Here is a 25,815-nt window from a genome sequence, read left to right on the forward strand (position 1 = left end):
TATTACTATTTTTTTTGCTGCTGGAAAGTAGATAATTCTTCCATTATTCCCTCATTGGTCAATTTGTTTGAAAATGACTCATTATCTAAGTTCAGACTGGCTGGTACGCAAAATGCAGGTATAGACAATAAAGAAATAATCAAACTGATGAGTTGTTTGAAATGCACCTTATTTGTTAAGCTATTACCTGACAGATATAATTGATTCATACATTTTAATTCTTTTGGTGTAAATCTAAAATTTGCCTGATCGGCAGGTGATGATATTCTTGACTTCGCAATTTTTCCAAAGAAAATTGCTTCAATAGCGGCTTGTAATCCAGCTAAGTAATCGTTGGCAGTAGATGATTGATTTTGAGCTTTTTTACTCAAGCTTCCAATTTGTTGTACCAAACAGTGCCCTCTATTTGAACCTTGTTTTTCTGATTTTTTTATTTAATGGTCTTTTCTTTGAATTTCCATAGGCGTTTCAATTTTAATTCTTTATTATCTGAATTCTATCAGATTTTTAAAATGGGATTCATACGATATCGAGTTGCGTTTATTTGCGTTATTCGATTTTATAATAACGCAAATATATGCACGATTGGGGAAGAAAAATTAAAAAGAACAAGAAAAAATAAATATATTAATGAAATATAACTTTTCCGTTCGGGGGAGGGAGAGGGGTGTGATGTGTTATCAATGTGTATATTAGGTTTTTATATGAGAATCACTCAAAAATTCATGGATGGCCTGCGATTTAATTTTTAGTTTCATAAACATAAATTCAGGATACTCCTTTTTGATGTTGGACTTGGTTAGGGGCTTATTTAGTATCTCCTCCTTTATATATTTCTTATAGCCAGGTGTTTATCTTGTAATTTAAAAAATGCGGCATATTTTTGAACATTTTGCCTCCAAAAGAGAGAGGGATTGATAATATTCCGGACTGATGGGGCGAAAGTTGAATGGAAGAATTATCACATTAAATAATCTCGATCTGTTCTCGATACAGGGCCAGTTCTTTATTCTTTGGATTCAATTCTGTAATGAGATATGAAATATCATGGAGATCGGCGACTTTGTATCTTTTTGAGATATTCAATTTTTCGGAAATCGCCAATAAAACGGTTTTGTCTGCCGCTTTTATCATTGCTCTATTTACTTGCACAGTCTCCCAATCAATGTCGGTAAATCCATTTTCTATTGAAATAGCATTCACCCCCATAAAACAAAGGTCACACTTTATATTGGAAATCTCATTTATAACACTCGCGCCAGTATGGATATTCGCGTTTTTATTTAATTTACCGCCTATGGTGAGGACATTGATATTTTCGTGAGAAGACAAGGTGATCGCAATCTGAGGGCTCACGGTAAAAACTGTAAGGTTAAGTTTTCGGGGAATTTGATGGGCTAACTCCAAAATGGTTGTACCCCCCTCAAACAGTAATGTCATATTGTTTTGTATCAATGAAAGAGCTTTCGTTGCAATTTTTTTCTTTTCCTCATGCGCGTAAATGTTATTATCCGCGATAAAAGGCCTTACAAAAGATTTGCTTATAGCACCTCCATGTACCTTGATAATTCGATCTTCATCAGATAATTCTTTTAAATCTCTTCTGATAGTATCTTCTGAGACGTTAAGCAACGTGCTCAAATCGACAGACAAAACCTTGTTATGAAGGTTAATCTCTTTCATGATAATTTTATGACGTTCTTCTTTTAACATGATAAAATCAATAAATAGAAATTATTTAACAGAGATATTATTCGTTGCAAATTTAGATAAAAAAATGATATTCTTCCGGTTTTGCAATCAGCATCTTCCTCCAAGAAGCAACCCGCCATGAACAAAAGAATCTTTCTTTTTTAAACAAAGCTTTGCCAAATTCGTTTTATATTCGCACTTAATACATAATAGACTCGATTTTGGAATTTATTGATTTAGCAGTAAAGAAAGGGATTGGTGACCTCTCGTTTGTGGCGACTGTCGGTTTTTTTGATGGTGTGCATATCGGTCACAGGCATTTGATCGATCAGGTAAAAAGGGCGGCGGAGAGGCGCGGTCTGCCCTCGGCTGTGGTCACTTTCCCTGTACATCCCCGCAAAGTGTTGCAGACAGGTTATCAACCGGCGCTTTTATGCGGGTTTGAGGAGAAAATTGAACAATTGGCTACCACAGGTGTCGACTATTGTATCAGCCTTCCGTTTACCGTTGAACTTTCTCAACTCTCTGCAAGGGAATTCATGCAAAAGGTTTTGAAAGAACAGCTTCATGTGGATACGCTGCTTGTGGGTTATGATCACCGTTTCGGACATAACAGGCAGGACGGTCATCCCGAGTACAGCCAATATGGCAAGGAATTAGGCATGCAAGTAATCCTTGCTACCGAATTTCAATTGGGGGATGATGATGTGAGCTCCTCACAAATACGCCGGTTGTTGAAAGCGGGAAAGATCAAAGAAGCCAACGAATTGTTGTCATATAATTACAGGTTGTCGGGCAAGATTGTGGAAGGTTATCAGGTGGGGCGCACCATTGGTTTTCCTACTGCCAATATGCGGGTTTGGGAGCGGTATAAGGTAGTCCCTGCACTGGGGGTTTATGCCGTGATGGTGCATTTGCGCGATCTTGTCTACCCTGGCATGTTATATGTCGGGAGACGTCCTACACTCCATTCAGACAATGAGATCAGCGTAGAGGTCAATCTTTTCGACTTCGACGGTAATTTGTATAATCAGTCGATGAGTGTGGAATTTATCGATTTTATCCGTGCCGACCGTAAATTCGATTCCAAAGAAGAGTTGGTGGCGCAAATCCATCAGGATAAAAGATCAGTAAAGCAACGTTTGAAGAATAAAAAGTAATAGGGATCTGGCGCTGATTCTGAAAACACTTGTTTACGTGTATTTGTCGGACAATAGTGTTTGCGAATATATTCAGGTGACGTCAATAGATACCCATTGCATTCAACGCTCTCTGGTATGCCGCCGCGTTACGTGCATGTTCGGCATGGGTGGTGGCGAAGTTGTGCCGGCCGGAGAGGTCGTCTTTGGCGCACATAAAAAGATACCGGTGCTGTTGGGGGGATAATGTGGCCTCCATGGCCTGTATGGAGGGGATGCGGATCGGCCCAGGAGGAAGTCCGCCGTTCTTATATGTATTATAAGGCGATTCCACTTCAAGGTGCCTGTAAAGAATACGTCGCAATGAAAAATCGCCAACTGCGAACTTCACCGTGGGGTCGGCTTCCAATCGCATACCCCTGTTTAATCGGTTCAGGTATAATCCTGCCACGATAGGATATTCATCGGCATAAGTGGCTTCTTCCTCCACAATAGATGCCAGGGTGGAGACCTGCACAGGCGTAAGTCCTATTTTCCCGGCCTTCTCTTTTCGCGCTTCATTCCAGAAAAGTTCATACTCCCTTTTCATCCGGTTCAGCAGATTGTCGATGCTTGTATCCCAGTATACTTCGTAGGTATTAGGTATAAACATTGATATGAACGTATATTCGTCGAACCCGAACTTCTCGGCATTGGCAGGGTTTTCGAGTGCATTCAGCAATGAAAGGCTGTCTATCATCAACTGTTGAGAGATACGTCCTGCCAGATTTTCACTGATCCGTATATTATTAAATGTGAGATTTACAGGGGTTTGGTTTCCCGACCGCAACTTGCGTATCACATCCGGCATTGTCATGCCCTCTTCAATGGCGTATCTCCCGGTTTTCACCATGTTGGGATAATTCATCCGTTCAGCCAGCATGCGGAAAACCTTTTCAGAGGGAAGCCCAGCCTCTTTCAGTTGGCTGACTACCTCTTCGTAATCCTTCTCACGGTCGATATGGATATACGCGGTTCCCGCAAGTGTGAAAGGCTGGAAGATTGTCCCGTATAAGTAGATCCCTGCCGCGGTGAGTGCCGACAATAGAATGCCAAGGATTAGCAGCACTGTTTTATTTCTTTTTTTCTTCTTTATCTGTTCCATATTGTATAACGACTCATGAGGACCGGTACAAAAATAGGACATTTTCGTCAAGCAAGAGCAGAACAAATGTATTTGTTTTGCAGAGCGGAGAAAATATCTAATGAAATTGGATGTTTTGGTTTGAAAAAGTCACCTTTTCTTTGACAAGTTGAAAACAATCTTGTATATTTGCATCCGATTTCGCGAAAATCTATCAGGAAGTGTGGGTGAGTGGCTGAAACCACCAGTTTGCTAAACTGACGTACGGGCAACTGTACCGGGGGTTCGAATCCCCCCGCTTCCGCTGAAATACAAAGCCGAAAGGCGACAGAAATCAGACAAGGCCTACAGGTTCAATACTTGTAGGTGTTTTTATTTCGTTTTGTCGGGTCTGAAAGTCAGGGAAAAGATATAAAAAAAGAGCAGCGCCAATACATAGTTTTTGTATTGACTTGCATCCATGCCTCCACGCAATTCATCACAACTACGCCATAAAGTACTATATAATTCTGATTTTTTAATTGCCATCTTTTCTTTATATGTCAAAATAACTCTTTCGGATTTATTTTTAGAAACTCGTCGTAGGGAACTCCTCCAGTCCCAACAAGTAAGACTTTTTCCGGATGAAATCTTTCTGAAAATATTGCCATGCCGGCATTATCCGCTTTCATTCCACTTTTTACCTCAAGTCCAATCACTTTATCTCCTCTTTCCAGAACAAAATCGACTTCGTAATTACCATCACGCCAATAGTAAAGATTATATCTCTCCGAAATGGAATGATTAATCAAATGTGTTCCAACAGCAGATTCTACAAACCGCCCCCATAGTTCCGGATTAATGATTGCTTTCTCATAAGTATCATTACCATGAGAAGTAATCAAAGCATTATTATACACTTGAAATTTCGGACTTGAACCTCTTTTGCGGATTATGTCTCCTGCATATTTATCTAAACCGCCCAATAAGCCGCAATCTGATAAAAGCTTTAGGTAATTTGCCAATGTAGTTGTGTTGCCTGCATCTTGAAGTTGGCCTAATATCTTTGTATAAGAAAGAATCTGCCCCGAATACAGAGAACCGAGCTCAAACAATCGTTTCAGTAAGGAGGGTTTATCCACTCTTGTCAGCATTAATATGTCTTTGGATATACTGGTTTCCACAAGAGAGTCTTTTATATAGTTCTTCCAACGTTGTTCATCGTCAATTAGAGATGATGATCCCGGATATCCTCCAAAATAAATATATTGCTCTATGCTCCAGCCAAAGGCTTCTTGCATTTCTATGTATGACCAGTGTCCCAAATGTAATGTTTCAAACCTACCAGCCAAAGATTCTGTTAATCCTTTCTGGAGTAATAGTCGGGAAGAACCAAGAAGGATCACTTTAATATTGATGTTCTCACGAGAATCCTTATCCCATTGTTGTTTAACGACTTCACTCCAGTTGTCTATTTTTTGTATTTCATCAATAACCAATAAGAATTCTGTTGCACCTGATGCCTTCATTCGCAACCTGGCTGATTCCCACACTTGTGCAACCCACGCTGAATTTGTTGCTGAGATAGCATCCGCAGACTCAAATAGATTGGAAATGGATAATTGAGATAAGAGTTGGGTGACCATCGTCGTTTTACCCACCTGACGAGGCCCCAGAATGACTTGAATGAACTTTCTTGGTTCTTCAATTCTTGCTTTAATTGACTTTAAATAAGGTCGTTCAAACATAGTGTGTAAATTTACTCAATACGATTAGCAAATTTACTCAATATATTTAATGGCGCAAATAGTTTCTTCTAATTTTTTTAGTGCAAGGGTGCAAGTGTCTATATCATAGATAGCTTGCACCCTTGCACTAAACTTAAAACATTATTCCATAGGTGTTTGTAAATTTAAAAAAATGGAGTAATTCTGAACCTGAGTATTATGGTGACAAAGCTAAGGCAAAAACAGTCATTGAGAATGCGCCCTTAGTCGTACCCATAAACCCAATGAAAGAAATAAAATATTGAAAATTAATAGGTTGGATGGTAGGGTTCGAATCCCCCCGCTTCCGCGAAAAATGTAGACCCTTGCAGGCGATCAGTTTGCAGGGGTTTATGATTATTTGCCCAATGAAAAACGGATACCTATCCTAAGATGAACGTTCACAGGCTTCTCCTTATATATTGTTTCAACCTCATTTCCATTCTTAAAATAATAGATCACCCCCGGCTCGGCATACAATCCTATCTTTGAAAAAAGATTATATTCCACCCCTACCGAGGTGTTGACCGACCATTGCAGCCGGTCTACGGATACATTCTCTTTTTCGGCGGATTCAGCTTTGCCATTCATCACATAACCCGTGCTTAATGTGCCGGAAACGTTCTTTTCGACCATTCCTCCTCCTGCCACGTAGACTGACACATTCCTGACCTTCCAGAGATTATAATTAATGCCCAGAGGGATACCAATATTGTGGAGGGTTTGTTCACCGGTGTAATAATGACTGTGGCTGCCCGACCGGAGTTGCGACGATAAGATGGTATAGGTTAACCCGCTTGTAAGACTCCATTTCTCGTTCAAATTATACTTTATGGAGGCTCCCATTGTCACGGGCTGTCTATGTCTCACCTCAGTATAGACCGTACTCTGTTTATTTGCATCAACAATCCCTTCATGCGGATATTTTACTAAAAGAGACATCCCATCATCTTTTCCCATGGAAACCTCTTCGGCCAAAAAACTTCTGTAACCATTGTAAGTGTTTGAAGAGCCTGATGAGGTATTTGACGCGTGGAGACTTGCCTGCCACCTGGTGGGTTTGTGCTCCCGGGTAATTGTCGGATAATCGATATTGGGTTCAGGGGTGTGATAATCGTGATGCTGGCCTCTTAACACGGAGTGTCTGTCGGTGACTTTTTCCTCTATCCCGGATCCTTCCCCGGGATGTTCGCTTTGGTCTCCACTGTCAGGCTCGTCCTCTTCCTTACCATTAAAGAAATCATCCGTTTTTCTGTCTGCGGACGCTGTAGAGGCCAATGCCGTGAAGGTTATGGTATGGTTGTCAGGGGCAAGCGACTCACGGTGGCCTTCTTCCGGGACAAGAATCTCCTCGTTATCGTGGTCTATGGAGAGATTGCTCCCCGGCGTGTGTCCCACTTCGGGTCTCTGGGAAATTGCAGGAGAATGCCGGGTGTCTTCGTTCAGGAAAAGATCGCCGACAAAAAGGAGGATTGACAGGATGGCTGCTGCCACGCCAATCCTTTTAGCCCACAACAGTGCCTTTTTCCGCCCTGATGGAGATTGAAAAGGGTGTTTCCTCGTCCGGAAAGGGAGTTCTTTGGTTACGATCTGCTCAATATTTTCCCATAATCCCTCCGGAGAAGGTTCTTCATGAGCTTCCATCCTTTCGCGCAGATTATCCGACCACCGACTATTCATGACTTCATTATTTTAAAGACTTGTATTGATTCATCTGCTTTGCTAAAAAATGTTTAGCCCTGTGCAACTGGGATGCCGAGGTGGTTTCACTATACGGCTGCTCCATGCTTTTAGAGATCCCGCTCCCTTGTATTTAAAATTGGCTATCGATTTGAATATCTTTATAAAACTTTCCTGTAAAACATCCTTTACGTCGTCACTGTTAGAGATATAACGAGATCCCACTGTGGTGAGATACCCGGAATAATTAACATTGACATCAAAAAATTTCTAAACCAGAGGTTGTACCATTCCACAAAGGTACAACCTCATAATTATCCTGACCGTAAAAAACTTTTTATTTTACAGGCACAGATATTCCCTTTTTTTTGTCGTTATCGTTTTCCCCTATTTTACATTAAGCTCACTCCTTTCGTAGGTTGTGGCTGATTGGACTGGCGATGAAGTGCGGGAGTTATAGTCAAATTCTGCTGACTTCTCTCCGCTGAATGAATTCCATTTCAACTTCAGTTTTACTGTTTTGCCTCCCGTGTCGGGCAGTTTATCCAGTTTGAACGCTACCAAAGCGTCTCCCATTGTTCCGTGTACATCACCGGAAGCATTATGCCTGAATTCCACTTCATACGGTTTCTCGGGATCCGGGCTTTTAAGAAGATTGACATAATGGACCTTTCCCCGGTTTCCTCCCCATAGGGTTCTGAAACGCAAGGTGAGGTAACCGTCCTCGACAAGCGTCACCCAATCGTTGACGATCTCCACCGGATCGTTTCCGTATTTATCATCATTTCCATTTCCCAGATCGGGAACCATCGGTTTTGTCCGAATGCTGTCAATCCAGTTTACATGTACCGCTTTGCTGTATTTCCCAGTCGGCTGGTCGACCTCTTTGTAGTTCACTAAAGCACGGACTTCTTTGGAATCGAAGGGATGTTTTGTCAGGTTTACAGGCAGTAGCGTTGTCTTGTCATCCAATTGCAGATAAACAGAGTTGTCGCCGACTGCCTTGACTGTCACCAGCGCGTTGGGCCAATAGCTGTATTCCGGGGAATCATCATCCAGACAGGACTGAAGGAAAAGGAGGAGACAAAAAAGTCCTCCTGTCAATAAAAGTGGTTTTGTAATCTTCATGACTTTCATATTGATAAATTGACACACATATATATTTCTCTCTTTCTATAAAGAATAAATCCTGAAAATAGGGAAACCTTGCGTCAGGACAGTTTATTTAACAAAATTTGCCAACAAAATTCCATCATGCGCGTTCCCTCTGAATATGCCGGGATTTTATCAGTACCCCATACAAATTGAATCGTAATGTTAAAATATCTTTGTGATAGACTGACTCTATCCCGTCATGTGGAAATCTATCAAAAATATGTTGTATAACATGTTTTTTGTTGTATCTTTGTGTCGATTTAAATGGCAAGCGAGTTATTTGAAATCACTTTTAGGTTATCAATTAATTTACTGACAAGGGCTTCTTGTAACTTTTGAACGGTTGCCGATAAATCATAACTTTTAAATGAAAGGAAAATTATGACTATCAAAAGCCTAACTAAAGAAGAAATTCTGTCTCAGATAAAATATCTGGAGCAGAACATCTCAAACGGGTCTGCCGCATACCGTGCAAACAGGGTGAACAGGCTTAGGAGTTTGAGAGCCGGCTTGCGTATGGCGAGCTGATGAAACGGACTGGTGTCTGAAGCTGAGTAATCCGAAAGGGATTACGAAAGCTTTGTTTTAAGAACTTATTCGAATAATTATATATATGAAGGCTGTTGGATACAGCCTTTTTGTTTTTTGTAAACCAGTATGGTTATATCATAATCATTTATATAGGAAATCGCCTTTTGAAATGGTATTTTTATATATCTTTGCCTCCGTTATCTAACAAAAAGTCTAAATTTATTGCAATTTATGAAGGATTTATTATCAGCCAGACTGACCGCCTTATCGCCTTCTGAAACGTTCGCGATGGCACAAAAGAGCAATGAACTGAAAGCCCAGGGCATTGATGTGATCAACATGAGTGTGGGGGAACCCGACTTTAATACTCCTACGCATATAAAAGAGGCGGCCAAGAAAGCGATTGACGATAATTTCTCTTTTTATTCTCCGGTGGCCGGATTTCCCGACCTGAAGAAAGCGATTTGCGAAAAGCTGCAAGCCGAAAATGAGCTGGAATACACACCTGCTCAAATTGTGGTTTCCGGTGGAGCAAAACAGTCGTTGTGTAATGTTATCCTTTCTATTGTGGATAAGGGAGAAGAGGTGATTATTCCCGCGCCATACTGGGTGAGTTATCCGGAGATGGTGAAACTTGCGGAAGGAACGCCGGTCTTCGTGTATGCCGGAATTGAGCAGAATTTCAAAATCACTCCGCGCCAGCTCGAGGAAGCCATTACCCTGAAGACCAAAGCATTGATCCTCTGTTCTCCGTCGAATCCGACCGGAAGTGTATACACCAAAGAAGAATTAACCGCGTTGGCTGGTGTGTTGGAAAAATATCCGCATGTATATGTGATTGCCGATGAGATATATGAACATATCAACTATGCCGGACAGCATGAGTCGATGGCGCAGTTCGACACTATCCGCGACCGGGTGGTGGTGGTGAACGGTGTCTCGAAAGGTTACGCCATGACCGGCTGGCGTATAGGGTGGATTGCCGCGCCGCAATGGATCGCATCGGCTTGCAGCATGTTGCAGGGACAATATACATCGGGTCCGTCTTCCATTTCGCAAAAGGCGGCATTGGCGGCCTATACCGGCGATCAATCCTGTGTGAGTGAGATGCGGATAGCCTTTGAAAGGAGGAAGAACCTTATCGTGGAACTCCTGGGGCAAATCCCCGGATTGAAAGTGAACAATCCCATGGGTGCTTTTTACATCTTCCCCGATTGTTCAAGCTATCTGGGCAGGTCGTATAACGGAAAGAGAGTGGGGACGGCCACCGATCTGGCCATGTATATACTGGAAGAGGCGCATGTGGCGTGCGTGGGAGGAGACGCTTTTGGCGCTCCCGGGTGCATCCGCTTGTCGTACGCCACTTCCGATGGGAATATCATCGAGGCGGTTGCGCGCATTAAAAGGGTGCTGGAGAAACTGTGATGAAATAGGCTTGAGTTTATTGGAATGGATTCTTACAATAAAGCCCGGATTGATCGAAGTCAACCGGGCTTTTCATTTTTGCAGATTGTCTGGCTGAACCTGTCACATCTTTGCCTGAATGACTACGGGAAAGTGGTCGGAAGGAAACCGTCCGTATGGCCTGTCGTTGAGTACCCCGTATTTTTTGACTGTGATGCCGGGGCTAACCCAGATATAATCGATCCGGCTATTTGAAGGCGCGTCCGGTCTGAACGCGTTGAAAGTGCCTTCTGTCCCGTAGGGCGGTTCCTCTGTTACAAGGTAGGAGTCGTTAAGTTTGCCTGCATTATAAATGGTTTGGATGGGTTCATCGTCAGGGGTGGCGTTGAAGTCGCCCGTAGCGAATACCGGGTACTTACCTGCAATCTCTTCAATCTTTTTCAGCAATAATAGTGATGAATTCCTCCGGGCCGTTTTTCCTTGGTGGTCATAGTGGGAATTGAACACAAAGAACGTTTTTCCAGATACCTGGTCTTTGAATTTCGCCCATGAGCAGATGCGGTTGCAACAGGTGGCATCCCACCCTTTTCCGGGTACTTCCGGCGTTTCGGAGAACCAGAAATCTCCGTTGTCGATCAATTCAAGGCGTTCTTTCCTGTAGATGATTGCCGAGTGTTCACCGGCATCTTTGCCATCGTCGCGTCCGGCGCCCACATAGGCATAACCCTCCAGTTCAAGGATATCATCAAGCTGGTGCTTAAACCCTTCTTGTGTGCCGACGATATCCAGATCGTGGAAGGCTATCAGACTTCTTACCATCCCTTTCCTGTTCGCCCAGGCATTCTCACCATCGTGGGGCGTGTCCATCCTCAGGTTGAACGATGCGACTCTCAGGTCGCATTCTTTCCCAATACCGCTATTGGTACGGGCTGCCGCTATTATTGTCATAAGAGACAAACCTAAAATAAATACTGTTTTTTTCATTTTTTTCCGTTGATTATATGTGTGTGCAATGTTTTTCCTGACATGTCTTTCTGCCGCACATCTATTCGGGAGTCCACCTTTATGTCGAGGTAGGTCTCATCATCATTGATAAGCACGGGAAAAAGAATGTGCTGATCTTCTCCCTTGTCGATGAACTGATAGTTGTGCGTATGTCCGCACAACATCAGGTCGATATTGGCTTTATTCAGCAGTGGCAGGAATTTTCGGGCGATATCCCGTGTCCCGTGCCAGGTTGAGCCTGTGGGTGGAATATGCATGATGACAATCCGGAAAGGTGTCGATTGGAATTCGGGGGTCGCGATAACGGTTTCAATCCACTCTCTTTGTTGATCCCTGTATGGGTCGAACTGCGCCAATTCGGAATATTCGATGTCGGAGTCGGGTTTGTCTTCGCCGCTGTCGAGGACCAGAAAGAAGGCGGGGCCATGGCGAAAAGCATAATAAAAATTCCCGTTACTTCCCGGAAAGTAATCATAAAGCCCGGTATTTGCCTTTCCCCGGGTTTCGTGGTTGCCCCGCGCGTAAAACAACGGAATCTCCTTGGCGAACAGTTCTACCGCGGTATCCATAAACCCCGCGAATATTTCTTTTTCCTCATTAAGGGTGGAAATCATGTCTCCGTTAAAGATTACCAGGTCGGTGTTCTCTTTTTTCACGTCGCTCAACATCGCCCGTAAATTGTCGTTCTTTCCGTGTATGTCGTTGACCACCCGGAACGAAAAAGCTTTTTTGTTCCGGTCCAAAGTGGTGAAGGCGGGAGGTTTGCTGCTGTATACATTGGATGATGCAATAGAGCCGAACAGGATCTGGTGACCCGCATAGCCGGCCACCTCTTTTGAGAAGATCCGGTACCGGTATTCGGTGCCGGGGGAAAGGCCTTTCACGGTTATACGGTGTAATTTGCCGATCACGCGGTTTCCGTGTGATGTGTTGTAATACCTGGGCCTTTCGGTGGCGTAAAAACTGTCGTTTCCCGCCGGAGCCAGTTCGAGCCAGGATACGGCATCGTTGTCGGTTGTCCAGATGATGGTCGCCTCGTCTTCACCTATCCGCTGGATATAAGGACCGTTTGTGATCTGTATTCCTTGGGATAAAAGAAAGAATGGACAGCAAAAGAAAGATAATAACCAGGTTGTCTTCATAAGATTCTTCATTTGGGAACTATTTTATCCGTTACTTTTCGAACGCCTAAGTTAGATCATTCGGATAAAAAAAGCAAACGGTGAGTCGTATAATGCTCCATTGTGGCCGGGGGCACGGTTCCATTTCTTTAGTATGTGAATAAAACACTAAAGAACATCTTTTTGTCAAAATAAGCAAATGGATCGGTTGGATTGTTGAAAAGGCTACTCTTACAAGCAATGAATAAAATTGGCCATCGCGTTGATTTATCTGATTTTTAAGTACTGAATCACATTACTCCCAGCATAATAATATCTCTTTGAGGTCTTGAGGATAATCCGTCGTGATAAAATCAACGCCCATTGATATGAAATATTCAAAATCGGCAGTTGTATTCACTGTCCAGACATTTGTTTTCAGTCCTATATTTTGGGCGGTCTGTACCCAACCGGTATTTGTCTTGAGAACGCCGGATGAATAATCAAGGCCCCAGTATCTTTCCGCCTTCAAAGCTTCCGGAGCGAGATTTCCGTTGAGGTAAGCCACCCGGTTTCGGGGATTATTCGCAATGAGATTTTTACATATATTTTGGCTGAAAGATATATAATCAACCAGATCGGCAATTCCACCCCTATCCACCAGCTCCAATACACCCGCGACAGCCCTGTTTTCGTTTATTACCGTTGAATGAGGTTTTATTTCAATGATCAGTTTCGTCTTTTCCTGTCTTTTTACAATATCAATGCAATCTGCCAGAGTGGGAATCGGTTCGCCGTTAGACAACCTCACTTCTTGCAGGGCCGAATAAGTTGAATTCTCTATATTGATACCGTTTATCGTAGGATCATGGTTCAAAACGACTACGCCGTCTTTAGTGATCCAGACATCCAATTCTGAACCATAAATATCCAATTCAAAAGCACGCTGTAACGAAGCCAATGAATTTTGAGGGTAATCAGGAACCCTCCAATAACCTCTATGGGCAATGATTTTGGGAGTTGTTCTCTGAATAACCGGAATCAAAACCAGATGGTTTACAGCCGATTCATTCTCAGGCTTAATCCTCACCACACCTTCCCGATAAGACATTTCATCCGGCAACGTTGAGATTGTGAAATTATATTTTTTCTTACCTTTTTGCCATGCGTTGTCTTTTCTTTCAGTAATCCATTCGGGAAGTTCAAATTCAATCCGGACGTTCGACGTTATTTCCAAGGTGAATTCGAGTTTGGGGCACCGGACGAAAACAAAGTCTTGATCCACGGATATAAGAGGTTGTACTCCTGCTTGGTTTATGGAGATATTTATATTTTCCGACCCACTTTTCACCGAGACAATCGCCTTTCTGTTTTGAAACATCTCATTTTCGGAAACCGCTATCTTCAGATTGGCTATTGTAACGTTCGATAGTGAGGGTTTACACCAATCCGGATTATCAGAAACGGCCCGAATTGATTTATCGGAGGTGACCGTGTAAAATATACTACTTGCTCCTGCATCTAAATTCACTATGGAATCAGCTGGCTGGATGGTCAGAAAACTTTTCATTTCATCCAAATCACTATTATGACATGATAATAGTAAATAGAGGAAAAGAAAAAGCCCTGTTTTCAGAGGTTTCATATCATTAAAATATTTATTTTCACCGAAGTCAGATATTGGCCTGCTGTGGCATAGCTCAGACAAGCTTGGCTTTGGCCAGTTGGTTGTAAATCAATTCATCTCATTTCATGTGAAATCGTATCTCACTATGCAGATATTGTATCCGGGAGGATAATGGCATATCGGTCCGGTAATACCTTCAGGTAAAAACTATTCAACCCCTTCCAATTCCCTTATGTCATCCAGACTCAATGCTCCGTTCCAGATGCTTAATTCGGCGATATCAAATTCGTTATCATCTTTCTTAGCCCAGGGTCCCCCGCATAAAATTATTCCGTTTAGGTCTATCCTGAACCTGGAGTCGGAAGTCCCGCTGGTATGGAATTGTTGCCCATCAATAAAGAATCGGACATCTCCCGGTTTGAATGACAAATATAACCGATGCCATTTATCGGCCTCTATCAATCCGGCACCCGCATAGCCCGTCGCACCGACCCCGATAGTGGGTGGATTACTGTTTCTCACAAATATCTCTGCATCGCCCGTATTGGATAGATTTGTTTGGAAGAACGAGTAAAATCTTCCTACGACCGGAATTTTAAATTCAAAAAACAACGTATATTCTGAAATATAATTTTCTCCTTCCTTTGGAATCATGCCATGATCCGCCAGAAAATGGCAATTTACCGGAATACGCACAGCCTTATTGTTGCTTGAGGGTCCATCTACTGGGAGAAAATGCGCATCAGGATCATAATCCACATTACGAACCATTTGCAACTCTTTTCCTTCCGTCGCTTTTGTCAGGTTTTGCGGGTCTTCAAACAACCAAGACCCTATTTTCTTGATACGTTCCCGTTGTACAACAGGCACAACCACTCTTGTTCCGGAATTTTCGGCCGCCGCTTTAATGGTGATATTACCCGCGCGTTCTCCTGGCGCAATTGCGCTAAATCCAAAAACATGAGTGCCGTCTTCCTGGCGTATTCTTTCACTTATCCAATCCGGTAGCTCCAACTCATAAGCAATGTTTCCCGTAATCTTCAGCGTAAATTCTAAATTGTCGTTATTAAGCAGAACATATGGCTTGTCCGGAACAATAGATGGAATCCAGCTCTGCGTTACAGTAATAGTAACATCGTCGAAACCTGCAGAAGACACGGTGATTTGAGCGGTGCGCTCTTCTGCTTTTCCATTTTGGGTGACCACTATTTTCAGATTATCCACCTTGTCTTTTATTATTTCAACTGTACACCAGGAGGGATCGGAAGAGTTTGCGGTAAAATCACGATTGGTGCTTACTGTTACATATCTTGTTTCAGATTCTCCCACAAAAGCCTGGGTTAAATCATTTCCCGCTACTCCAAAGTAAGGGGTTGTGTCTTCCGTGACTTTTTCATCCTTATCGCAGGAAAGTAATATGCATGCGATAAAACAGCCAGCAAATATTTTTGTTAATTTATTCATAATTGATCTGCATATAATATTATCTATAAACTAAGGCTGTAAAAATTCTCGAAATTTAAAATCCTCATTTTCATTAAAGTTTGACTATTGCTGTGACCGGCCATTTCCTTGGGCGAATGATTCCCTTGCACGTTTCATATTCTTTGGCGTGAGCCTATTTCATAGCATTATTCCAATTTATAACTCTGGGTTATAATTCATCCTCCTCGGTAGGCGGCGCGTCGATATTTCTTATCACAGAGTGTACGGTCTGACGTTTAGCCGACGCATCTGTAAATTGATAATACAGTTCGAAAGTTTGAGTGACAGGGTCGTATTTGCTTCCTCCAAGATCCGTTACATCGGCAATTCCCCACGGAGAGATAGAAACACTGTTGTCTTCGGCAACAGTCAGTACCATGAAATTTGTAAGGAGGTCTTTATCCTCATCGGAAAGATTATGGACAGGCATCCTCACTTTATTTACGGATAAGGCCTTCAATAAGGGCTGGATACCAACAATTGTGGCTGGAGAGGTTCTTGAGCTGCCGTTATAATTCCCTGCAAACCTATTTACCATTTCAATTTGATATACAATCGATTTCAATTTCGGATTTATGTCGTAGTCAGCGTTATTTGAAACCAGAGACAGGGGAAGGGCGTAAGGAATAGAGGGATCCAGCCCCGAAAAATCAAACGGAACAGACAATATGCCGTATTGTTTTCCGGCTTTGATGGTAACATATTGTTCTCCATTCAATTGGTAGTTGTCGTCCGGGAGCATCACCCTGTTGGCATATCCCGGGTCTGCCAAAAGCTGAAGGGCATTCAGGGAATCCAATGCGTGCCGGTTGACTTTCAACCGTACCTGTAAATCGTGAGTGAGAGGCTGGGATGAGGCGCAGTAAACAGAGACTGCTATCGTGTCATTTTCGGTTTCAAAAGAATGCTCCCCTACATGCAGTAGATTGTTACTGTTTACTATATATACTGTCTTTTTATATTGTTCTCCGAAATCGACCTCATTGGAACAGGATGTCAATACTCCTGTCAGGCAAAAAACAATGATAAATCTTACTCCTGCAACTTTTTTCCTAATTGTCTTCATAGGATTAATTTTAATAATATTCATTCTGTTCGGTAGTTAAATTAATATCCGATCATTTGGATAAGATTGTAATTCTTGTCAATTTCACTTTTGGGTATCGGCCAGAAAGTCTGCCGGGTAGTAAACACTTTATACAGGTAAGGTCTTTCAGTGGCTTTGACGATGTTGTAAAATCTTTCCGCTTCTTGGGTCTTGGCGCTGACATCCAGTCCCATGACCGGCTCATTTTCGTGTATTACCGCCGTTTTATTACGGCGTGTGTCGAAGTAACGCCTTCCTTCCCACATCATTTCCAACAAGCGTTCCCGGGCTATGAGTTCTCTCATCTTTTGCCGGTCGGCTATGTCGTTGTCGGTAATCCCGGGTAATCCCACACGGTGGCGTATCAAATTGAAACAACGTTTCATCTCTGCCTGATCCCGTGAGACAGTTATCCCGTCTATAGTATAGTTTCCGTCTAATTCGTTCATGGCTTCTACATAATTCAGATATACTTCCGCCATGCGGTAGAGAATGCTGTATTTTGTTTTTCTTCTCCCGTTAGGTAACCACGAATCCTCATAATGGTTGAACTTGCGGCATAAATAACCGGTCATTGCATATTCTTCACCTTGGGCTGAAGGTCTCTGTGCAGCCGCTTCCTTTCCGCTTATGCTGTTGGCGAAGAATTTGGCCACTTTGCCATCGGCGCCAACCCTGTCGGGTGGGGTAGAGACAGATGGATAGAATGAATTGTTGAAAGCCACCGTAGCATAAAATCGAATTTCCCTGTGGGCATACCATTTTCGGGTTCCTGCCAGCAATGTGAATCCGTTGGTCATCCTGTCTCCTGAGAAGGTGGAGTCTCGCTCGGTATATCCGGTTTGTTCATAGGGATATTGACTGCTTGCATTATGGATATCCCTTCCGTCAGCCATGTAATACATGTCTACGATGCGTTGGGGAAAATAAAAACCGCTCCATCCGTCTATCATTCCGGGATCCATGTAACGGCCGTATTCTGCAGCATCAGAACCTTGCTTGGTAAACAAGAGTTCCGGGTTAGTGGATGCCTGCACGCATTCTCCGTTAAACATATCCAGATATGAATGATAATGGTCGATCCCGCCTACTCCAGAAGGGAAATTGCTTTTTTCATCCGCCGGGACAGGAACATCGGGAGTATTCGCCATGACCGGGACGGTATACAGGTCATTAGGTTTTAGAGTGACCAACTCTTTGGCGGCAGCCGCGGCTTTTGCCCATTTTTCCATTCTCCTTTCAGGATTTAGTAAAGGAATTCCCGCTTTATTCCTGAAACTGGCAAACTCTCCATTTTGTCCGTTAAACAGTGGGCTGGCAGTGTATAGGGTTAAGCGGGATAATACGGCTCTGGCGGCATTTTTGGTCGCTTTCCCTATTTCCGATTTATCCATGACTGATTCAGGGAGCAAGTCGATAGAAGTCCTCAATAATCCTTCCACATAGTCGCTGCATTCATCCCAGGTGTTGCGCTCTATCATTAATTGGTCGATAGGAGTATCAAAATCAACCGGTTGGTCTGGGACGATAGGGATGGGGCCGTATGTCAACATCAACTCGAAATAGCACAACGCCTTGACGAATGTAGCTTCGCCTTTCCATTCCAATATCTGAACAGGTCCGGCTTCTTTGCATTCATCTATCCGCATCAGGAAAGTATTGGCCCTGCGAATACCTTCATAAAACCTGTTATAGCGGTCTCCAAAACCATAAAAATTTTCAGACGTCAATTCATTATTCGACCACACCGCGTATGAATGATAATTTCCGCGTTTATATCCCGACACGCATTCATCGGCAATGGGAGTCCATGGCATGGTGACATTATTCCTGCCGGGATTCCCGCGAAACGAACCATTATCAACTACATAGCCATATACGTTGTACAGGTATCTTTGCGCGTATTCCTGCTTGGCGAATACGGAATCCAAAGTAAACAAGTCTGTAATATACGGGTCAATATCCAAAAAGGTGCAGGAGGAATAGAACATCGATCCAACGGCAAGGAAAGCACCCGAAAACAGTATTATTGATTTTCTGAATATTTTCTTTTGTAACATGAGAATAACCTTTTAATTTTTTTAAAACGACATTTGCAATGCAAGCGTATATGACCTGGTAAGCGGGTATACGGCACCGTTGTCGCTGGCCTGTTCCGGGTCCCAGAATTTCACTTTATCCCAAACATGCAAGTTGTCTCCTATTAACGAAACACGCAGATTGTTCATCATCATCTTTTGGGTCAACATTTTCGGGAAGGTGTATCCTATCTCCAATGTCTTCAATCGCAAATAACTTGCATCTGCCAGCCAAAATGTCGACCTGCGGTTATTATTCACGTTGTTGCCATAGGTTAAACGCGGAAAGCGAGCATTTGGATTTTCCGTAGCCGGATCACCCGAGTAGGATGCCGGCGTCCACCTGTTTTTCTGATCCTTGACAATTGACAATACATTGCCTAATCTTTCTCCTGCGAACGGATAGAATCCTGTTCCCCCAAAGAAGAAATCCGATTTGCCTGCTCCCCTGAAGAAGATATTGAAATCAAGTCCTTTCCATTTGACAGAACCTGCGAACCCATATTGTATCTTGGGAATCCGGGCATTTCCAATCGGTACTATGTCATCACTGTTGATCACCCCGTCCCCATTCACATCCTGATATTTGATGTCGCCCGGCAATACTTTCCCGAATTGGGGCGGGCTGTTCTTTACATCGTCCTCATCCTTAAACAGGCCTAATGCGATAAGTCCGCGGGTAATTCCGTATGAATTTCCTTTTTGAGCCAAATACGGGTAACGGGGTATCACTTCATCGTAATCTATTATCTTGTCCCTGGTGAAGGTGAAGTTTCCGCGTGCCTCAATGATGAAATCTCCCAATGTCTTGGTATAGGAGGCTGTACCATCCGTGCCCCAACTTTTCATCCTTCCCACATTACCCCAAACGGTAGATCCGATACCCAGTGTGCCGGGTAGCGTATTACGCGCCATAAAGATGTTGTCTCTCCTGTCCAGAAAGGCATCTATCGTTACGTTTACTGCATTTTTCCATAAGATGAAATCAATGCCCCAGTTATGTTTTTTGGCACTCTCCCATACCAGTCCGGTAGATCCCAGTTCTGAATCGGTAACACCGGAATAATAACTGGGAACATCTCCGAGATAATAACCTGTTGCATTCATATTTACCCTGGTTAAATATGGAAAACGTACTTCAGCTCCGTTTCTTTCTATTTTGTCATTACCTACCAGCCCGAAAGAGTAACGAAATTTTAAAGTATTGACAAATGGGATATTATCTTTTATATATTGGTAATTCGACACAACATATCCTACGGCTACCGAAGGGAAAAATCCGAATCGTTGCCTTTTGGGGAAATTTTCCGAACCGTTATAACCAAAATTGCCTTCCACGAAATATATATCATCGAAAGAATAGGTAAACCTGCCTGCCATACCTTGATTTCGTCTGGGAATGGACGATAATTCGTTATATACATCCGTTCGTTGGTAATCTTTCTGCTGGTACAGTAAAAGCGCTCCCACACGGTGTTTCTCATTGATTATTTTGTCATAATTGATTTTCCCCTCAAGGTAAATCGTGCGTCTTCCGTAAGAGGAGCTGTGATAGCTCATCGGCGAGGCAACCACCGTTTTTGTTGTAAGAAGTTCTCCTGTTTGCCAATTGCGGTCAACAGCCATATATAAATCTGGCATCTTATAACGTGTCTGGGTATGGCTGTTATCGTTATCGAAAGAGATACTTCCCGTAGTTTTTAATCCATCCACCAATGAGCCGAGATCCTGCTCTATCGTCAATAATGTCTCAATCGCATTGGAACGGTCCGATCTATAGCCTGTCTCATTCAGTAGAACCGTGGGGGATGTATTATTCCCCGAGCCATAAGATGGGTACATACCGTTAGAATACATTACCGGAACAGTCATTGGCGTTATATTGGATACCGCATCCCATATTTGGCCGGTATCGCCCATTCCCGGGCGGTTTTGATCCACTAGTTTTGCCGAAAGTAATAAACTGACTTTGGTGCTTTTGGTTGCATTTACATCGATATTACTACGGAAAGAATATTGATTGCGACGTACATCTGAATGGTATTTTTGCATTCCTTCCTGTTTATATATCGCGTCATTGGTGCGATAAAACAGGCTCATATAATATCTTGCCAATTTCCCGCCTCCGGATATATTGACATTGCCCTGTAATGCATGTGTTTTATCCCTTAATATTTCTTTTTGCCAATTTACATCAGGATAAAGGTCCGGATCCATCCCATATTTAATAATGTCGAATATTTCCGGCGAATAAACCGGAAGTCCGCCTCTTACCACCCTCGCTTCATTAGCCAGTATCGCGTAATCGTGCGCGCTCAAATAATCAGGGAGTCTGGGAAGTGTTTCCATACTGCTTTTAAAATTGGCATTGATCGTTATTTTTCCTTCTTCACCGCGTCTGGTATTGATAAGGATAACCCCGTTAGCGCCACGGGCGCCATATATTGCCGTAGCAGTGGCGTCTTTTAATACCGAAAAACTTTCAATGTCTTCTGGTGCTAAATCATTTAAACCCGCAGCGCCGCGATCTATTCCGTCAATCAATACCAACGCGCTGCTTCCTCCGCCAAAGGTGCTGATACCCCGTATCCAGAATTCGGACACATCTGATCCTGGTTCACCGCTGGATTGAACCCCTATTAATCCTGCAATACGCCCCGCCAGATTATTTGTTACGGAAGTTATACCTCCCACCTTAAGTTCATCCGGCCTTATGGTGGCTATGGAACCCACAACGCTCACTTTTCTCTGTGTCCCATAACCCACCACACTGACTTCTTCAAGCATTTGAGTGGATTCTTTAAGGACTACGTTGATGAATTGATGGGGGGCACTCCCTACCTTAACTTGCTCAGGGATGAACCCAATATAGGAAAAAAACAGTGTGTCGCCGGCCAATGTGTTGATCTCATATCTTCCTTCATAATCAGTAACCACTCCTCTGCTGGCGTCGGATTTCGCATATACATTGACCCCCACCAAAGTTTCCTCATTGCTGTCGGTAACTACGCCACTAACCTTTACTCTTGTTTGAGCATGCGTGAAAAAACATAACAAGAAGCACGCATGGAATGCTGCAATTTTGTTTAGTCCCATAATATCTTCTTATAGTTATTATTTATTGTATGGAGATACAGCGTACAACACGATTGAATGTGTCAGCAACATAAATGAGACCGTCATAGGTCGCGGTAATGTCGTACGGGCGGTTAAACAGCGCTTCTTCCGGTTTTCCGTCCTTATATCCTGATACCGGGCTTCCGGGGGCTGGACCGGCAAAGACCGTACAATTGAGAAGAGGATCTACTTTCCACACACAATGGAATTTTTGATCACAAATATACACGTTGCCATCATGGTCTGATCCTAAGCCGCACAAAGTGCCGAGTTGGGCTTCACGTCCTTGACCTTCTTTTGATGTGGAAGAAACAAGTCCCGTACCGATAATCCATTCCATGTCATCCCATGTTATCCATGGAGCGGTTTTCCCCGGCGGTGTATGCTGCGGGTCGAACCGCATAATTCGTCCGGATGCTTCCAACGAAAGATACATTTTGCGGTCCACGGCATTAAATGTCATGTGAGAATATTGTCCTGTGGGAATATTTTGACCTATCAATTCTACTTTCCGGGTTTCCTGATGAACCCTGATAAAGCGTTCCCCACTCTCACTCATCATATATACATACGTATTGTCAGCACCTAGAGCGCAGGCATCATAATTGCCGAATATCCAATTTCCCTGTTCATCTTGTTGATCGTAATATATTTCCGACTCGATATAATTACTTGCCTTGCTTAGGCTGTAAAACAGCATTGGGCGTTGGGCTTTCCATCTTTCCATGACGTAATTGTGAGTGAACTGCTCGTTAAATGTGGTACTCCAGGGGACTTTCATATTAAGGACCGTTGTCATTTTGTTTTCAGTGGTCGATATCAATCGCATGCGCGCCCCAGTCTGGTCGTCTGCCACCAATACATTCCCAATATCATCGACCGCAATTTTTGCCGGACGATAAAACGTGGCATCCAATGCAGGTCCATCAACCGGCGGATTGCCAGAAACATTCCATATTCCTGCAATCGTCGTTACCACAGCTTTTATATAGTATCGGAATCGCATACTTTGCAATACGGCTTCTTTTCCATCCACCACCACCCTGACAGCCGAATACTCCCCAGGCTGTTTAGGTACCAATGCGTAAATGGCGTTATCCTGCACCCTGAGTATCAAAGCCTCTTTTTCATTAAAATAAAGATGTACTTTTTCTTTATCGTTCCCAAAGTTTTCCCCGCTTACAACAACTTTAGTCCCTAAGCCTCCTTTCTTTGGCCCGATGTCTTCTACAACCACAGCCCTATTGGGGTCATGGGGTTTGTCATACTGATTTGTGTGGTCATCACTGTTTCCGTTACACCCTGTGAATAACGGAAATAAAATTGCAAAGAAGAGTTTTGTCTTATTCATGTGATTAAAATATTTATTTTCACTAAAGTCAGGTATTTGAATTTCATGCAACTTTCGGCATAACTTATGCGAGATTTGTCTCTGCTCTCACTTAACGAAATAGTTGCTCGCCATGGCAGCATTCAACTGCAAAAAAACAATAATGTAAAGGACTCGTGAAGAGGAAAAGAAGAGTGGATTACTTGATATTTCACTGAAGGAGGAAATGTTTAGGTATTTCTTGTGAAGTTTCCCCCATGTGTTTTCAATACTTTTGAATGAGCTTTTATTTATGAATAAAGTATCGTAGTATTTATTTTGAGATTTTTCTTGGCTGTGTTGTCACTCCCTTTTTTCTCCATATTTTGCTACAGCCGTTCTTATAATCCTTATGTAAGTGCCTCCTTTTCGGGAACGCAAGGCGCGACTGACGGTATTCGGATGTATGCCCAATGCCAGGGCGACCTCTTTTTTCCAGCCGTGCGGCAAAAGCGAAGGCAATTCCGGCGGTGATGATTTTTTTGTTTCCATATTCTTAGATTTTTACAATTATGCCTATCTTTGAAGACGTGGTGAGTATTCACCATTGCAAAGATAAGGATAATTATCATGAAAACCTAATTTTTAAAGATAAAAATCATGACGGATAAGCAAAAAATAGTGGAATATCTTAAATATAAAGGGATTTCAAAGAATAAATTTTATATACAAACGGGCTTGTCGGTAGGTTTTTTGGATAGTGGGAAGAGTTTGGGGGTGGATAAACTGAGGGAGATATTAGATATTTATCATGATTTGAATCCGGCTTGGTTTCTGCCCGGGAATGGGCCTATGCTGTTGTCAGGCAATGAACCGAATGAGAGTGAGGAACGTTACGTCAAGTCAATAAATATCACCGATTTGATCGCAAGAATTGAGGTGTTGTCCGTCCAGCTTGGCACCCAAATCAATGAAAACAAACACCTTCAAGAGACCAACGGGCGGTTGCTGGCATTGCTCGACGATTTAAGGAGAAGTTCTCCTGATGATGTGCGGCACGGGTTTGAAGATGAATAATTCCGCTCAGAGGTATAGTGGTTGAAGTGCTATTTGTCCACTGAAGTCAGACTGTTTTTTGTATTTCTTTCAATATTTCTTTGAGTACGCAGATATAATAAAACGGCAGGTTGATCAGTTTGAATTTTTTCCCCTTTTGTGTCGTGACTTTGTCAATTGAAAACGGCTGTGACCAAATCCTCACTGCAATATCGTGCGGTGCTTCGTCCATAAACAAATGTAAGGACCGGAGTTTGGCATTATGTCCTGATTTTACTTCTATGGGGATAACCTGACTGTCATATTGCAATACAAAATCCACTTCCGCATCGGAGTCTTTTTTGTTTCGTACCCAAAAGTTCCGTTGATTCGAAACGCGGTTATCTAAAGCAAGTAGTTCCTGCGCCACAATTTGTTCGGCAATTTTTCCCCGACACGCGTCTAAAATGTCGGTTGCCCCAAACACTTCTTTTTGCACATTTGCAGCATAATTTACCAGACCGCAATCGAGCCAGAATAATTTCGGCGAGCGTTTCAAATCTTTTGTTATGGGGACAACCGTGTCGGTTGTCGGATGGCAAAGTTCCAGGACAAAGGTTTTTTCCAATGTGCGAAACGCTTCTCCCATTTCACGTGCCTTATACGAGGATCCGGCAAAACCTCCTAAAGTAATGCGTTCTGCGGTAAATTTCCATCCCGCTTGTAAAATGTAGCGGACAGTTTGACTCATTGTATCGTTTCGGGCATATTTTTCAACATCATCACGATAACTTGTCAGTAAACTCTCATAAATGCTGTTCAGGCCAACAAAATTCTTGTTTGCGGCATAGTCTGCAATTACTTCAGGCATGCCGCCGATAAGTGTGAAAGTGTTGAACAAATTTATTGTTTTAGCATGTAATGCTTCGGGTATTTGACCGTCAGGCAAGGCTTTTTCAAGTTGCGTTTCGCCGATAGCCCTCAGAAATTCGTTGAAAACGCAGGGGCGGACAGCCAAATATTCTACCCGTCCGACAGGAAAAGATGCTTTTTTGTTCAACATCGTTTCCAATAGTGAACCCGCTGCTATCACATATAAATCAGGTGTTTTTGCCTCATAAAAATAACGGAGTTTAGTGATGGCCCTGTTTGAATTTTGAATTTCGTCAATAAACAGGAGTGTTTTGCCCGGTTTGTTTTCCTTGTTGCAAAAAAGGAAAATTTCAGCCATAAGATTGTCAATTTCCTGTTCTTTTTCGAACAAAGCCATTGTGCTCGGATCTTTTTCAAAATTCAAATACAGGTAATTTGTGAAATTCTTCGAAAAACAGTCCACAAGCGTAGTTTTGCCAACTTGACGAGATCCTCTTAGTATCAATGGTTTGTGGTTCGATTTTGCAGCCCATTTCTCTAATTCTGCAATAATATTTCGTTCAAACATAGCTTCAATATTTCTGCAAATATAATATTTCTCTGTCAAATCGAGGGTGGAAAATGGTGATA

General features: G+C 42.8%; 20 protein-coding genes, 1 tRNA gene and 1 pseudogene. 4 read left to right on the plus strand and 18 right to left on the minus strand.

Annotated features, from left to right (window positions below; genetic code table 11):
- Positions 1 to 5: 5 nt before the first annotated feature.
- Entirely contained in the window at positions 6 to 392 is a 387-nt protein-coding gene (locus D7D25_RS06245; RefSeq protein ID WP_122968100.1) for a hypothetical protein, read from the minus strand.
- A 574-nt stretch (positions 393 to 966) separates the two neighbouring features.
- On the minus strand, positions 967 to 1,713 hold the full coding sequence (locus D7D25_RS06250) for a DeoR/GlpR family DNA-binding transcription regulator (protein WP_122968101.1): 747 nt from the start codon (positions 1,711 to 1,713) through the stop codon (positions 967 to 969).
- Positions 1,714 to 1,922: 209 nt separating this feature from the next.
- On the opposite strand from D7D25_RS06250, the gene D7D25_RS06255 reads away from it, so the two are divergent.
- Positions 1,923 to 2,852: a bifunctional riboflavin kinase/FAD synthetase gene (locus tag D7D25_RS06255; protein ID WP_122968175.1), complete on the plus strand. Its 930-nt coding sequence runs from the start codon at positions 1,923 to 1,925 to the stop codon at positions 2,850 to 2,852.
- 82 nt (positions 2,853 to 2,934) lie between these two features.
- Here D7D25_RS06255 and mltG read toward each other — a convergent pair whose 3' ends face one another.
- A complete protein-coding gene (gene mltG / locus D7D25_RS06260) occupies positions 2,935 to 3,975 on the minus strand; it encodes an endolytic transglycosylase MltG (protein WP_122968176.1) in 1,041 nt (346 codons plus the stop codon).
- Between the two features lie 196 nt (positions 3,976 to 4,171).
- Between mltG and D7D25_RS06265 the strand changes: the two genes are divergently transcribed.
- Positions 4,172 to 4,258, plus strand: a tRNA-Ser gene (locus D7D25_RS06265).
- Positions 4,259 to 4,326: 68 nt separating this feature from the next.
- Here the strand turns inward: D7D25_RS06265 and D7D25_RS06270 are convergent.
- The 5 genes and pseudogenes from D7D25_RS06270 to D7D25_RS06290 all read right to left on the minus strand — a co-directional run bounded on the left by D7D25_RS06270 (position 4,327) and on the right by D7D25_RS06290 (position 8,516).
- Entirely contained in the window at positions 4,327 to 4,482 is a 156-nt protein-coding gene (locus D7D25_RS06270) for a type I restriction-modification system subunit M N-terminal domain-containing protein (protein WP_255417214.1), read from the minus strand.
- A gap of 14 nt (positions 4,483 to 4,496) precedes the next feature.
- Positions 4,497 to 5,681, minus strand: coding sequence for an ATP-binding protein (locus tag D7D25_RS06275; protein ID WP_122968102.1), 1,185 nt, complete (start codon positions 5,679 to 5,681; stop codon positions 4,497 to 4,499).
- A gap of 375 nt (positions 5,682 to 6,056) precedes the next feature.
- On the minus strand, positions 6,057 to 7,379 hold the full coding sequence (locus tag D7D25_RS06280) for an outer membrane beta-barrel protein (RefSeq protein WP_122968103.1): 1,323 nt from the start codon (positions 7,377 to 7,379) through the stop codon (positions 6,057 to 6,059).
- A 42-nt stretch (positions 7,380 to 7,421) separates the two neighbouring features.
- Positions 7,422 to 7,607: pseudogene (locus tag D7D25_RS06285) on the minus strand (sigma factor); the annotation flags it as partial.
- 159 nt (positions 7,608 to 7,766) lie between these two features.
- The gene (locus tag D7D25_RS06290) at positions 7,767 to 8,516 is read right to left on the minus strand and encodes a NigD-like protein (RefSeq protein WP_122968105.1); all 750 of its coding nucleotides are present in this window, start codon (positions 8,514 to 8,516) and stop codon (positions 7,767 to 7,769) included.
- A gap of 780 nt (positions 8,517 to 9,296) precedes the next feature.
- Between D7D25_RS06290 and D7D25_RS06295 the strand changes: the two genes are divergently transcribed.
- Positions 9,297 to 10,490, plus strand: a complete 1,194-nt coding sequence (locus D7D25_RS06295) for a pyridoxal phosphate-dependent aminotransferase (RefSeq protein WP_122968106.1) — start codon at positions 9,297 to 9,299, stop codon at positions 10,488 to 10,490.
- A gap of 102 nt (positions 10,491 to 10,592) precedes the next feature.
- On the opposite strand, the gene D7D25_RS06300 is transcribed toward D7D25_RS06295, so the two are convergent.
- The 9 genes from D7D25_RS06300 to D7D25_RS06340 all read right to left on the minus strand — a co-directional run bounded on the left by D7D25_RS06300 (position 10,593) and on the right by D7D25_RS06340 (position 23,829).
- Complete coding sequence (locus D7D25_RS06300) at positions 10,593 to 11,453, minus strand: endonuclease/exonuclease/phosphatase family protein (RefSeq protein ID WP_122968107.1); 861 nt, start codon at positions 11,451 to 11,453, stop codon at positions 10,593 to 10,595.
- On the minus strand, positions 11,450 to 12,616 hold the full coding sequence (locus D7D25_RS06305) for a metallophosphoesterase family protein (protein ID WP_221407963.1): 1,167 nt from the start codon (positions 12,614 to 12,616) through the stop codon (positions 11,450 to 11,452). The genes D7D25_RS06300 and D7D25_RS06305 overlap by 4 nt, the downstream gene beginning before the upstream one ends.
- Positions 12,617 to 12,890: 274 nt before the next feature.
- Entirely contained in the window at positions 12,891 to 14,219 is a 1,329-nt protein-coding gene (locus tag D7D25_RS06310) for a glycerophosphodiester phosphodiesterase family protein (protein WP_122968109.1), read from the minus strand.
- Between the two features lie 189 nt (positions 14,220 to 14,408).
- Complete coding sequence (locus D7D25_RS06315) at positions 14,409 to 15,665, minus strand: BACON domain-containing protein (RefSeq protein WP_122968110.1); 1,257 nt, start codon at positions 15,663 to 15,665, stop codon at positions 14,409 to 14,411.
- Positions 15,666 to 15,855: 190 nt separating this feature from the next.
- A complete protein-coding gene (locus tag D7D25_RS06320) occupies positions 15,856 to 16,752 on the minus strand; it encodes a BT_3044 domain-containing protein (RefSeq protein ID WP_158602554.1) in 897 nt (298 codons plus the stop codon).
- Positions 16,753 to 16,793: 41 nt separating this feature from the next.
- Entirely contained in the window at positions 16,794 to 18,833 is a 2,040-nt protein-coding gene (locus D7D25_RS06325) for a RagB/SusD family nutrient uptake outer membrane protein (RefSeq protein ID WP_122968112.1), read from the minus strand.
- A 21-nt stretch (positions 18,834 to 18,854) separates the two neighbouring features.
- Positions 18,855 to 21,947, minus strand: a complete 3,093-nt coding sequence (locus D7D25_RS06330; protein ID WP_122968113.1) for a TonB-dependent receptor — start codon at positions 21,945 to 21,947, stop codon at positions 18,855 to 18,857.
- A gap of 22 nt (positions 21,948 to 21,969) precedes the next feature.
- Positions 21,970 to 23,319 (minus strand): IPT/TIG domain-containing protein, encoded by a 1,350-nt coding sequence (locus D7D25_RS06335; RefSeq protein ID WP_122968114.1) that lies wholly within the window; start codon positions 23,317 to 23,319, stop codon positions 21,970 to 21,972.
- 321 nt (positions 23,320 to 23,640) lie between these two features.
- Complete coding sequence (locus D7D25_RS06340) at positions 23,641 to 23,829, minus strand: AraC family transcriptional regulator (protein ID WP_122968115.1); 189 nt, start codon at positions 23,827 to 23,829, stop codon at positions 23,641 to 23,643.
- Positions 23,830 to 23,937: 108 nt separating this feature from the next.
- Between D7D25_RS06340 and D7D25_RS06345 the strand changes: the two genes are divergently transcribed.
- On the plus strand, positions 23,938 to 24,354 hold the full coding sequence (locus D7D25_RS06345) for a hypothetical protein (RefSeq protein ID WP_122968116.1): 417 nt from the start codon (positions 23,938 to 23,940) through the stop codon (positions 24,352 to 24,354).
- 46 nt (positions 24,355 to 24,400) lie between these two features.
- On the opposite strand, the gene D7D25_RS06350 is transcribed toward D7D25_RS06345, so the two are convergent.
- Positions 24,401 to 25,753: an ATP-binding protein gene (locus D7D25_RS06350; RefSeq protein ID WP_122968177.1), complete on the minus strand. Its 1,353-nt coding sequence runs from the start codon at positions 25,751 to 25,753 to the stop codon at positions 24,401 to 24,403.
- Positions 25,754 to 25,815 lie beyond the last annotated feature (62 nt).

Source organism: Proteiniphilum sp. X52 (assembly GCF_003712195.1).
Taxonomy (GTDB): Bacteria; Bacteroidota; Bacteroidia; order Bacteroidales; family Dysgonomonadaceae; genus Proteiniphilum.

What these genes read in the sequence shown, in the direction of transcription:
- D7D25_RS06250 (WP_122968101.1), bottom strand. Translation starts at nt 1,713, where the DNA reads ATGTTAAAAGAAGAACGTCATAAAATTATCATGAAAGAGATTAACCTT.
- mltG (WP_122968176.1), bottom strand. Translation starts at nt 3,975, where the DNA reads ATGGAACAGATAAAGAAGAAAAAAAGAAATAAAACAGTGCTGCTAATC.
- D7D25_RS06270 (WP_255417214.1), bottom strand. Translation starts at nt 4,482, where the DNA reads ATGGCAATTAAAAAATCAGAATTATATAGTACTTTATGGCGTAGTTGT.
- D7D25_RS06275 (WP_122968102.1), bottom strand. Translation starts at nt 5,681, where the DNA reads ATGTTTGAACGACCTTATTTAAAGTCAATTAAAGCAAGAATTGAAGAA.
- D7D25_RS06280 (WP_122968103.1), bottom strand. Translation starts at nt 7,379, where the DNA reads ATGAATAGTCGGTGGTCGGATAATCTGCGCGAAAGGATGGAAGCTCAT.
- D7D25_RS06290 (WP_122968105.1), bottom strand. Translation starts at nt 8,516, where the DNA reads ATGAAAGTCATGAAGATTACAAAACCACTTTTATTGACAGGAGGACTT.
- D7D25_RS06295 (WP_122968106.1), top strand. Translation starts at nt 9,297, where the DNA reads ATGAAGGATTTATTATCAGCCAGACTGACCGCCTTATCGCCTTCTGAA.
- D7D25_RS06300 (WP_122968107.1), bottom strand. Translation starts at nt 11,453, where the DNA reads ATGAAAAAAACAGTATTTATTTTAGGTTTGTCTCTTATGACAATAATA.
- D7D25_RS06305 (WP_221407963.1), bottom strand. Translation starts at nt 12,616, where the DNA reads ATGAAGACAACCTGGTTATTATCTTTCTTTTGCTGTCCATTCTTTCTT.
- D7D25_RS06310 (WP_122968109.1), bottom strand. Translation starts at nt 14,219, where the DNA reads ATGAAACCTCTGAAAACAGGGCTTTTTCTTTTCCTCTATTTACTATTA.
- D7D25_RS06315 (WP_122968110.1), bottom strand. Translation starts at nt 15,665, where the DNA reads ATGAATAAATTAACAAAAATATTTGCTGGCTGTTTTATCGCATGCATA.
- D7D25_RS06320 (WP_158602554.1), bottom strand. Translation starts at nt 16,752, where the DNA reads ATGAAGACAATTAGGAAAAAAGTTGCAGGAGTAAGATTTATCATTGTT.
- D7D25_RS06325 (WP_122968112.1), bottom strand. Translation starts at nt 18,833, where the DNA reads ATGTTACAAAAGAAAATATTCAGAAAATCAATAATACTGTTTTCGGGT.
- D7D25_RS06330 (WP_122968113.1), bottom strand. Translation starts at nt 21,947, where the DNA reads ATGGGACTAAACAAAATTGCAGCATTCCATGCGTGCTTCTTGTTATGT.
- D7D25_RS06335 (WP_122968114.1), bottom strand. Translation starts at nt 23,319, where the DNA reads ATGAATAAGACAAAACTCTTCTTTGCAATTTTATTTCCGTTATTCACA.
- D7D25_RS06340 (WP_122968115.1), bottom strand. Translation starts at nt 23,829, where the DNA reads ATGGAAACAAAAAAATCATCACCGCCGGAATTGCCTTCGCTTTTGCCG.
- D7D25_RS06345 (WP_122968116.1), top strand. Translation starts at nt 23,938, where the DNA reads ATGACGGATAAGCAAAAAATAGTGGAATATCTTAAATATAAAGGGATT.
- D7D25_RS06350 (WP_122968177.1), bottom strand. Translation starts at nt 25,753, where the DNA reads ATGTTTGAACGAAATATTATTGCAGAATTAGAGAAATGGGCTGCAAAA.